Raw genomic sequence first — 10,488 nt, 5'->3', positions numbered from 1 at the left:
CCATCCAAAAACGGATACACTTGTTACGGACAAACTGAGCCGTTTTAATCGCCTCATCGATAGCAGCGTATTGAGTTGTTTTCCCATTTGCCTTAAACTCTAGGACGATCATTTGACGTGGAAAAACCCTACGGCAATATCATAACACAAATAAAGTCGCCCTAGAATGGCAAGGCTTGTATCCCATTTTTTTTGTCAGTTTATCTATTTTTGATCGATTTCGCTCATTTTTTTAAAGATGCAATCCCTCCATCAAGTCTTAAGTCTGCTTCAATCTCAAATTCTCACCCCAGAACAACAACAATTTCAAGAACTTTGTCAATATTGGCCGGAAATTGTCGGAACTGTTGCTCGTCTTCATAGCCGTGCGGTGAGTTGGCATCGAGGGGTGTTGAATGTTGCCACCTCTAGCTCCACTTGGTCACAAGAGTTGACTTTAAAACGAATACAACTGCTGTATCGATTAAATCAAAAACTATTATTTCCCGTTGAGGATATCCGGTTTTCTACGGCGCAATGGCGATATCAATCTCATGGGGAGCAACACCGTTCTCCGGGTTCAAGCTCAGATGAATTTTCTCAACTTTGGCAGGATCATCCAAGTCGGGTTAATTTGCCTCCAACCCCCACCGAACCTTTAATTCATTCTCATCCTCATGGTTCTACTACGCCGTTAACCGCTTTTCAACGTTGGGCCAATAGTATTCAACAGCGATCGCAACATATCCCCCTCTGTCCTCAATGTCACTGTCCAACTCCTCCAGGGGAATTGACTCGCTGGTCAGTTTGTTGTCTTTGTGCAATGCAAACTTTAGAAGGCCCTGGAACTGAAGCCTAAGTTTCTCTCCGAAACTCTATCTTTAGGTAGTTTACAATTGGGTTTTGACAGGATTTATACGGAGTTATTAAGCCCTTCCTCCGAATTTTACCTTGATCCCCATTCATTTTATCCTGTTTTAGGCACGCTATAGAAAATTTACAATTCTTAATATTTTAAATTTATTGTGTGTCTAATTTTAAACAAAACATAAAAGAAGTATTAAATTTAAATAGCCTAAAAATCGAACTCAAACGCAGACAGAATCTAAGTTTGCAGATAAAAAACCCGGATTTGCTGATCCCCGACAATTATAAATAGATAATCTTCTTGGGGAATTACAAATGGAGTCTGCAAACTTGATCTCAGTCTGTCGGCATTGCCAACGTTACACACCCGAAGGTCATCGTGGGGGGCACTGTCAGTTGCTTCAAGTTTCAGTTAAAGGCGGGTGGAAGTCTTGTCAGTTAGCGCTCCCTGCCTTTGCTCCATCTTGGGAAACCTTAGAAACCTTGATTCAGTTACAACCAGAAACACCTCGGTTACGGGATGTAATTCCCTTAGAGTCCCATCGAGTTCATGAGCCAGAAGAGGCAGAGTCCTTATTCGCTTAGTCCAGAAATTTTGGGGGCGAAGGGTTTTTCGTCCCCCCATAGATTATCTTTTCCCTAGGGAAGCCAAGGATATTGGCGGAAATTGGGTGGCCGTTTCTCCAAGAAGGCTTGTTTGCCTTCGGTTCCTTCCTCCGTCATGTAATACAGTAAGGTGGCATTTCCCGCTAATTCCTGTAAACCCGCCTGACCATCACAATCGGCATTAAAGGCAGATTTTAAGCACCGAATAGCAATGGGACTTTTCTCCAAAATTTCCTTCGCCCATTGAATGCCTTCGGCTTCTAATTGTTCTACGGGAACGACACAATTAACTAACCCCATATCTAGGGCTTGTTGAGCATCATATTGACGACACAAATACCAAATTTCTCGTGCTTTTTTTTGACCGACAATTCGGGCTAAATAACTGGCTCCAAATCCCCCATCAAAACTCCCCACTTTCGGCCCTGTTTGACCAAAAATTGCATTATCGGCTGCTAGGGTTAAATCACAAATTAAATGTAAAACATGACCGCCACCAATGGCATATCCTGCCACCATTGCAATCACAACTTTGGGCATTGTTCGGATTAACCGTTGTAAATCTAAAACGTTTAATCGCGGAATTCCAATATCATCAATATATCCTGCATCTCCCCGCACGCTTTGATCCCCGCCGGAACAAAAGGCATATTTACCATCGGTATGCGGCCCCGCTCCGGTGAATAATACTACACCAATATTGATGTCTTCACGGGCATCACAAAAGGCATCATAGAGTTCAAAAACAGTTTTCGGTCGGAAAGCATTACGTTTTTCAGGACGGTTAATCGTAATTTTTGCAATACCGTCGGCTTTGTGATAAAGAATATCTTCGTAGGTTTTGGCAATTTGCCATGCAACTGACATGATGGGTAATTAATAGGGAATAGGGAATTACGAATTACGAATTACGAATTACGAATTACGAATGGGCAATCTTGCTATAGGCAATAGTAATATGAAATCTTTAGATGTTTGCTACCCATCCGTTCCCTGTAGAGACTAAGCATGGCTAGTCTCTACAGCAATGGGTCGCACTATAGCTTATCCTAGGATTGGGAGATCAATCAATTAATTGAGGGGTAATCCGATTAAACCTCCGGTTCCTGATACGACTTCCCCAATGGTATAGGCTAGAATTCCTTGAGTTTCAAACCATTCTCGTGTGGTTTCCGCTTGTTGAGGAGGAACCAAAACCACAAAACCAAGACCCATGTTAAAAGTATCAAACATTGCTGCTAGGTTCACTTGTCCCGCTTCAGCTAACCAATTAAAAATCGGTAGCACGGGCCAACTATTGGGATGAATCTGAACGGTCTGTCCTTCTCCCAAACAACGTGGTAAGTTTTCCGGTAAACCGCCTCCGGTAATATGAGCCATGCCATGAATCTCTACACCTTGGCTCCGAGCTTGTAGAATTGGTTTAACGTAAATTTGTGTCGGCGTTAAACACACATCTCCAATAGATTGACCTCCCAAAGCTTCAGGACAGTCATTCCAACTCCAGCCCCCATCACTGACGACTTTTCGTACTAAACTAAAGCCATTACTGTGAACGCCACTACTGGCTAATCCAATGGCAATATCGCCGATTTGGACTTGAGAACCGTTTAACATTCGGCTTTTTTCCACAATTCCCACACAAAAACCCGCCATATCATATTCCCCCGGTTGATAAAATCCGGGCATTTCGGCCGTTTCTCCCCCTAGCAGGCTGCATCCGGCTTGTTGACATCCTGTGGAAATTCCGGCGACGACTTGGGTTAATTGTTCACCATCAAGCTTTCCGGTCGCTAAATAGTCCAGAAAAAATAAGGGTTCGGCCCCACAAGTCAGGACATCGTTAACGCACATCGCCACTAAATCAATACCAACGGTGTCATGACGGTTGAGGCTTGTGGCTAGTTTTAATTTAGTTCCCACCCCATCAGTTCCAGAAACGAGGATGGGTTCGTTATACCCGGAAGGGAGGGCAAAACAACCTCCAAAGCCTCCTAATCCCCCTAATACTTCCGGTCGATAGGTTTTTTGGACGAGGTTACGAATGCCATCAACAAAATCTCGACCTGCTTGAATATCTACACCAGCTTCCCGATAATCCATCTTGTTCGATCCTTGTCTTTCTACAACCTATTTAAGCAATTTTCGGCTCTATTATTTCCGCTTCTGTGTTCTCGATTTTGGGGTCAGTTGTCAAACCTATAAGAAAATTCAATCAAAAGTCTATTTTGAAAATTTTCATTAAGTAAGAATCTCTACACCCTTTGATAGATAGGGGTTTTACCTTAAAACTGAACAGTTTAGTTTGTGAAAAAACCCTGCAAACCCCCATGAGGGAGTGATCCCCAAATTCGCAAGTTCATGTTAGTCTGTTGCAGTTCCTCAAACAAAGGTGAATGCGGAACGAGTGTGAGTTGACGAATTGAATCTCCCTAAATTCGGGTTTTCAACCCAGTATTGAAATCTTCAGCCTTTGATTGTCTAAAAACCAAATGCTGATCTCAATGCTCTGAATTAAGGAGATTTCAACCCGTGTAAAGCTTCAACTCGATCAACCAGCAGTTTTGAGAATAGACTTGTCAACAACCCACCACTAACTTGAGTACAAGTTCATTGGGGGCTTGAAAGATAGCCCTAGTTGACCCGCCTAAGTCTTAACTGACTCCGTTATTTAGGTCACGACACCGGGCGGATGCGTAGCTAGTCCCCTGCTCTGTCGCTTAGTATTAAACAGCTATTTGGGAGGCAGTGTACTAAGCCGAAAAAGCCTTGATAACATTGGCAAAGCTAACTTTACCCTAGAAATAGGAGGGGGAGAAATCCCCAAACCCAATTAAACGCCCTACCGAGGCGGGTCTAACCAGAACAATATCGGTAGCTTCTACCAGAAAGAGTGCGATTCAGGTATGTCAAGGAGAATAACCTCTCTTGAGGCGCAACGGTTTCATTTTATGGAAACAAATGATATGCAATATAGACCTCGATCCCTTTTTGCTCTCACCGCTAATCGGAGTAAAGATAAGCGCGGAACTCGACTAGGGGGAAGATTGATGAAGCATCAACTTTGGAGCGGTCTTACAGCAGTTCTTCTTCTGCCGATTTTAAGCATAAGCTCCTCCAGTCACGCTGAATCTAACTCAGCGTTTAACCCTAAACCCTCAGTCAATGAAGGAGAACGTTTAAATCCTCCCGATTTTGTACCCTCAATCCCATTATTAAAAACGCCCTCTGAAGAGATCAACCTATCTACGACCCAACCTGAACCTGCCGACGTGATGAAAGTTGGAGAATATCAATCCCAACCAACCACTACCGCCTTTTTACCGGAAACAGTTGCCAAAATCAAAGCTCATGAATTGAATCAAGAACAAGCGGCAACCCTTTACATTAGGAATATTCCAGTCCTGACCTTTATCCAGAATGCCAACTTTGATCCCAAAGCTAGAACAGCCCCAACGCTTCAACCGATAAAAGTGGGCTCGTATTCTGGCCAAGCTGATCTCCCTAATCCTAAAACTCCTGCAACGCAATCTACCAGAACCACCGACCCAGTTTCCCGTGCTACTGCCGTTGCAGCCGAAATTAATCAACTGATTCGCAATAACTTTGATGCGACGACGATTCAAGTTCGATGGGACGAACAGCGCCAGCATTATGTGATTGAAGTAGCTGGCAAAGAACTGGTTTCCATTGACTCACAAACGATTCTGCCCGATACGACTAATGACAAAGCAACGGATGCTTTACAAGCGACTAATCGTATTCGACGGCAGATTGGCAATGCTCCCCCTTTAAATGCAATTGAAGGTTTACCCAAGCCATCGGTTCCAGAGGTCGCCACGGGGTTCTTCATCCGGCGAATTGAGGGTTGGGCGTCTTGGTATGGCCCTGGTTTTGATGGCGGACAAACGGCCAATGGAGAAACCTTTAATCAATACGATTTAACGGCGGCCCATCCTTCTTTACCCTTTGGGACAGTGGTACGAGTCACTAATCAAGATAATGGTCAATCCGTTGTCGTCCGAATTAATGATCGTGGCCCCTATGCTGGAGGTCGGGTGATTGATTTATCGAAAGCTGCGGCTCAAGCCATTGGCATGATTAGCAGTGGCGTTGCCCCGGTTCAAATTGATGTATTGACTCCGAATCAGTGATCAGTTATCAGTGATCAGTTATCAGTGTCGGAGTAGGCTGTTAACTGTTGACGGTTGACCGATAATTGATCACTGATACGGGCAGGGGAACCCCGCCCCTACAATTGATAACTGATAACTGATAACTGATTTATGATTCGTCTGTTGACTAGCGTTGCGGCTCTGCGGTGTTATCTTCGGGGCTACCGAACCCAAAACCCTGACCAGTTAGTGGGTTTGGTTCCCACCATGGGAGGGTTACATTTAGGGCATCTGAGTTTAATTCAACGGGCGAGATCAGAAAATTCCCTGGTGGTGGTGAGTATTTTTGTCAATCCTATACAGTTTGGCCCCCAAGAGGATTTCCAAAAATATCCCCGTGTTTTAGAGGCGGATTTGCAACAGTGTGAACAGGCGGGGGTTGATGTGGTTTTTGCTCCCGAAGCGGAGGAAATGTATCCCTCTTCAATGCAAACAATGGTGATTCCCCTAGCATCGATGATGTCGGGGTTGTGTGGAAAATCTCGACCCGGACATTTTCAAGGAGTGGCGACGGTTGTGGCTAAATTATTCAATTTGGTGCAACCGGATCGGGCTTATTTTGGCCAAAAAGACGCTCAACAAATTGCCATTATTCAACGTTTGGTTCAGGATTTAAACTGGCCGATTGAGATTATTCCTTGTCCGATTATTCGAGAACCATCGGGACTGGCTTATAGTTCTCGCAATCAATATTTAACAGATAACCAAAAACAGCAAGCAACGGTTTTATATCGAGCTTTGTGTCGAGGTCAAGAACAATTTCAACAAGGTTGTAAAACGGCTACGGATATTAAACAAATTGTACAAACTGAATTAGAAACTGAACCTGGGGTACAGGTTGAATATATTGAGTTAGTCCAACCTGAGACGTTAATTCCGTTGACAACCGTTGAAACAATGGGGTTATTGGCCGTTGCGGCTCGTGTGGGGACAACTCGGTTAATTGATAATCTGATTTTGCGTCATCGTCAACCGATTATTGCCATTGATGGGCCAGCCGGAGCCGGGAAATCGACGGTGACGCGCAAAATTGCCGAGGCGTTAGGGTTGTTGTATTTGGATACGGGGGCCATGTATCGGGCGGTCACGTGGTTGGTGCTTCAGTCGGGAATTAAGATTGATGATCAACCTGCGATCGCTGAAATCGTGAGTCAATGCCACATTGAATTAATCCCCGATGGGGAACAACCGCGAACGGTGATTAATGGCCAGGATGTGACGGAGGCAATTCGATCCTTGGAGGTCACGGCGAATGTGTCTGCGATCGCCTCTCAATGGGCTGTTCGTCAAGCCTTAGTTAAACAGCAACAAGCGTTTGGTCGTCAAGGCGGAATTGTGGCAGAAGGTCGGGATATTGGAACAACGGTATTTCCCGATGCTGAATTGAAAATTTTCTTAACGGCATCGGTACAAGAACGGGCTAAACGGCGATTATTAGAACTGCACGCTAAGGGCCAAACAGACATCACTCAAGACCAACTGGAACAGGATATTGCCCAACGGGATCACCTTGATAGTAATCGGGCTATTTCACCGTTACGAAAAGCCCTTGATGCGGTTGAAATTCAAACGGACAATTTAACCATTGACGATGTGATTCAACGAGCAGTGAGTTTATACCGTGAAACCATTATCAACAAAACCTAACTTTTCTTAAAAGTTTCTTCTTCTTAGCGTCCTTATGCACTAGGATTTTAGAGGTATTATTGTTCAACCCTCAAAATTCATAAGATTACGTTTGTAATCAGAGGCTTGACTTTTTATTAAAAATGTGCATCTCTGATGTCAAGGGTGAATCAGTTGGCTTTTTAGATGCGGTTCGATCACGCTCAATTCTAAAATTTATTTTCGGTGTGAAGGAGTAATCTCGTGGCCCAGTATAGTCCTCTCTTACGACAACAAAAAGTTGCCTTATTTGCTCTTGTAGCAGCCACTGCTAGTTTTGCGATGGGTGTGATGTTACCCGTTAATCTGCGTGTAGAGCGAGCTACAAAACAAAGCCTTTCTGCTAGTTCTTCAAAACCCCCCAGGATTATTCCTAATATTACTGAAAAACCTCAAAATTCTTCCGCAAAAATTCCTTCTCAACCCTTATCACCGTCAGACTTAAATGTTCAGAAAGCAATCACTCAACGAGTTGATAACATACAAAAGACTTTGGAACAATTTCAAACTCAGCGCTTTAGTTATAGTATTCCCGAACAATTTAAAGGCCAAAGCATTAAAGAAGTAACAATTCCGGGCGAACAAAAAGTAATTGCATTCACATTTGATGATGGCCCCTGGCCGAAAAGCACTCGCCAAATTTTAGATATTTTAGAAGAAAATAATATTAAAGCCACATTTTTTTGGGTGGGTTTGGCTTTAAAAAATCAGAAAGATATTGCGAAGGTAGTCGTTAACGAGGGTCATGTTGTAGCGAACCATACTTGGAACCATCGTTATCACAAATATAGTCCGGCTGCTGCTGCTGAGGAAATTGAGAGTACGGCTAAATTAATTGAGGAGTTAACTGGAATTGAAAGTCCAATTTTCCGACCACCAGGGGGGGTTTTAGATAACGGATTAGTAGATTATGTGTTGAAGCAAAATCACGTTAATATTATGTGGTCAGTGGATTCACAGGATTGGAAATCTTCATCGGAAGGCATTATTAATAATGTTTTAAAACAAGCTAAATCCGGTGGAATTATTTTAATGCACGATGGGGGCGGAGATCGTTCAGCAACGGTACAAGCTTTACCCACTATTATCAAAAAACTGAAAGAGCAGGGGTATACCTTTGTCACTGTTCCTGAATTATTAAAACTAGCTGATCAAAAACCCGTTGAACAACCTCAGTCAACCGATAGTGCTCAACCCTAAATTTAAAATAATCGCAAACAATCGATTAAAATAGAATGGATGTAGAAACTAGGTTTCTGATTAAAACTCTGAACCTATTCATCCATTGATGGAGGAGTCCAAAGTTGTGATTGTTTCTAATGATTTGGAGAAGGATTTAACACTGACTCCTTCTCCGTTTCAGGATAGTTTTTCGATTACAATTGCACCTCTTTTATTAGAGGAAATTTATGCTTTAGCTGATGACCCCAGGAATGGTGCAATTGTGGTCATGAGTGGAATGGTGAGAAATCAAACCCAAGGTCAACCTGTAGAATCTTTAGAATATCAAGCTTATCAACCGATGGCTTTAAAAGTATTTGAAAAAATTGCTGCGGACATCCGCCAACAATGGTTAGATGTGACTCGTGTAGTGATTCATCATCGGGTTGGACGTTTAAGAATTGGTGAAATTAGTGTTTTAATTGCGGTGGGTTGTCCTCACCGTCGAGAAGCCTTTGAAGCTTGTCAATATGCAATTGATACGTTAAAACATACTGCACCTATTTGGAAAAAAGAACATTGGAAAGATGGTTCAAGTAGTTGGGTGAGTATTGGGGCTTGTGAAATTAATTGTTAAAGGGAACAGGGAATTACGAATTACGAATTACGAATTACGAATTACGAATAGGGAATGGGTAATGGGTAAGAAAGCTTCTATTCTCTGTTGCCTGTTCCCTGCTGTAATTAAAATGAGTAAACTCTTCCCTGTTCATCAATATAAATGGTACGTTCTTGGTGGGGATTATCTGCACGGGTGGGGGTAATTTCAACCATTAATGTATTTTTGGGAATAACGCGGACATTATAAATTAATGGGTAAGTATAGTCGGGCGTGTTAATTAAAATTGTACTCGTTTCTCCGGGTTGACGTCCCACCCGAACTAAAAATTCTCCCGTTTTACCCGGTGCTAAGTGTTGAGAATTATCATTGGCTAAGGCATAAACTAGGGTTTGGTCAGTTTTATTCCGTAATCTCACCGTGATCAATTGACGGGGATCAACGGTTGCTTCTACCTTAGAGTCAGAAGGTGACGCAGGATAGTCAGAAAACCTGTCAGGATAGCCATAAAACCATTCAGCTAGACTTGAGGAAGCTAACCCTAAGCTGAGAGTCGTTACTAGGGTCGTTAAGATTAAAATACGAGATTTAAACATAAACTTACTTCAACGCAATCCTACTTCCACTGATCCGCCTGCCAACCTTCGATCCGGAAAAGGGACATTGATTTTCACCCTGCAATTGAGGAAAAAACATGATATAGATCAGAAGTTGCATTATAATTCCACCAGAAGTAAGCTGAAAGCAACATCAACTGCTGCTGACAGCATTGGTTCTCATGGTTTACCTTGAGTCTTGATCCAGTCAATCCTAATTTATGTATTCAAAACTTGTGCGTCTGAATATTCCCAGTGGTTGGGCAATCACTCATAATACTTTTGGGGATGAAGATCCATTCATTCAAGATGGCCGTATTGTCAATGAGCAGTTTTATAATGAAAACTTGCTGATGATTCAACCCCTTAAGTTTAATGGAACAGACTGGATTATTAATCAAACTGGCGATCGCTTAAAATTGGGCTGGTATCCCCACGCTAACCCACAAGGAGCTTATCGGTTAGAATTATTAGCTGGAAATCCAGAGCAAGAAGGCTTAGAATTTCAAGCTAAAGAACGGGAAAAAATTCGTCAAGTCATTGAACAGTGTTTTCAGTTAATCACTCAGGGAGTTGATTTACAGGAAATTAAATGGGTGATTGAACGCCGGGATCAAACCTTTGAAAAGAATCCTCATTTACCCTTAGTCATTAGAAAAAAAGTTCAAGATTATTATCGATATCGAAATCGATTTTATTATGGTCAACTTTACTCTCTTTATTCCCCGATTTATTATGAATTAACTAATATTGCTTACCAAACTGCCAAAGATAATAAAATTGCGTATAATATTCCAACGCAAGAAAACCGAACATAGAG

General features: G+C 42.6%; 10 protein-coding genes. 7 read left to right on the top strand and 3 right to left on the bottom strand.

Going from position 1 to position 10,488, the window contains the following annotated elements:
* Positions 1 to 238 precede the first annotated feature (238 nt).
* Positions 239 to 838, top strand: a complete 600-nt coding sequence (locus tag H6G57_RS11740; protein WP_190518744.1) for a DciA family protein — start codon at positions 239 to 241, stop codon at positions 836 to 838.
* Between the two features lie 323 nt (positions 839 to 1,161).
* Positions 1,162 to 1,431: a hypothetical protein gene (locus H6G57_RS11735; RefSeq protein ID WP_190518743.1), complete on the top strand. Its 270-nt coding sequence runs from the start codon at positions 1,162 to 1,164 to the stop codon at positions 1,429 to 1,431.
* 54 nt (positions 1,432 to 1,485) lie between these two features.
* Here the strand turns inward: H6G57_RS11735 and menB are convergent, their stop codons facing one another.
* Both menB and purM read right to left on the bottom strand, forming a co-directional pair.
* A complete protein-coding gene (gene menB / locus H6G57_RS11730) occupies positions 1,486 to 2,319 on the bottom strand; it encodes a 1,4-dihydroxy-2-naphthoyl-CoA synthase (protein ID WP_190518741.1) in 834 nt (277 codons plus the stop codon).
* A 204-nt stretch (positions 2,320 to 2,523) separates the two neighbouring features.
* Complete coding sequence (gene purM / locus H6G57_RS11725; RefSeq protein ID WP_190518739.1) at positions 2,524 to 3,555, bottom strand: phosphoribosylformylglycinamidine cyclo-ligase; 1,032 nt, start codon at positions 3,553 to 3,555, stop codon at positions 2,524 to 2,526.
* Positions 3,556 to 4,418: 863 nt separating this feature from the next.
* Here purM and H6G57_RS11720 point away from each other — a divergent pair.
* From H6G57_RS11720 to H6G57_RS11705, 4 genes are all read left to right on the top strand, one after another.
* A complete protein-coding gene (locus H6G57_RS11720) occupies positions 4,419 to 5,606 on the top strand; it encodes a septal ring lytic transglycosylase RlpA family protein (protein WP_242048946.1) in 1,188 nt (395 codons plus the stop codon).
* A 135-nt stretch (positions 5,607 to 5,741) separates the two neighbouring features.
* Positions 5,742 to 7,274, top strand: coding sequence for a bifunctional pantoate--beta-alanine ligase/(d)CMP kinase (locus tag H6G57_RS11715; protein ID WP_190518771.1), 1,533 nt, complete (start codon positions 5,742 to 5,744; stop codon positions 7,272 to 7,274).
* A gap of 222 nt (positions 7,275 to 7,496) precedes the next feature.
* Complete coding sequence (locus H6G57_RS11710; RefSeq protein WP_190518731.1) at positions 7,497 to 8,492, top strand: polysaccharide deacetylase family protein; 996 nt, start codon at positions 7,497 to 7,499, stop codon at positions 8,490 to 8,492.
* Between the two features lie 142 nt (positions 8,493 to 8,634).
* Positions 8,635 to 9,090: a molybdenum cofactor biosynthesis protein MoaE gene (locus H6G57_RS11705; protein WP_242048952.1), complete on the top strand. Its 456-nt coding sequence runs from the start codon at positions 8,635 to 8,637 to the stop codon at positions 9,088 to 9,090.
* Between the two features lie 107 nt (positions 9,091 to 9,197).
* Here the strand turns inward: H6G57_RS11705 and H6G57_RS11700 are convergent, their stop codons facing one another.
* Positions 9,198 to 9,668: a hypothetical protein gene (locus H6G57_RS11700; protein WP_190518727.1), complete on the bottom strand. Its 471-nt coding sequence runs from the start codon at positions 9,666 to 9,668 to the stop codon at positions 9,198 to 9,200.
* A 221-nt stretch (positions 9,669 to 9,889) separates the two neighbouring features.
* On the opposite strand from H6G57_RS11700, the gene H6G57_RS11695 reads away from it, so the two are divergent.
* The gene (locus H6G57_RS11695; protein WP_190518726.1) at positions 9,890 to 10,486 is read left to right on the top strand and encodes a hypothetical protein; all 597 of its coding nucleotides are present in this window, start codon (positions 9,890 to 9,892) and stop codon (positions 10,484 to 10,486) included.
* Positions 10,487 to 10,488 lie beyond the last annotated feature (2 nt).

The organism is Planktothrix sp. FACHB-1365, assembly GCF_014697575.1.
GTDB lineage: Bacteria > Cyanobacteriota > Cyanobacteriia > Cyanobacteriales > Microcoleaceae > Planktothrix.
Note: the sequence above shows the minus strand (reverse complement) of the source record. Positions and strands in the feature narration are given on the sequence as shown.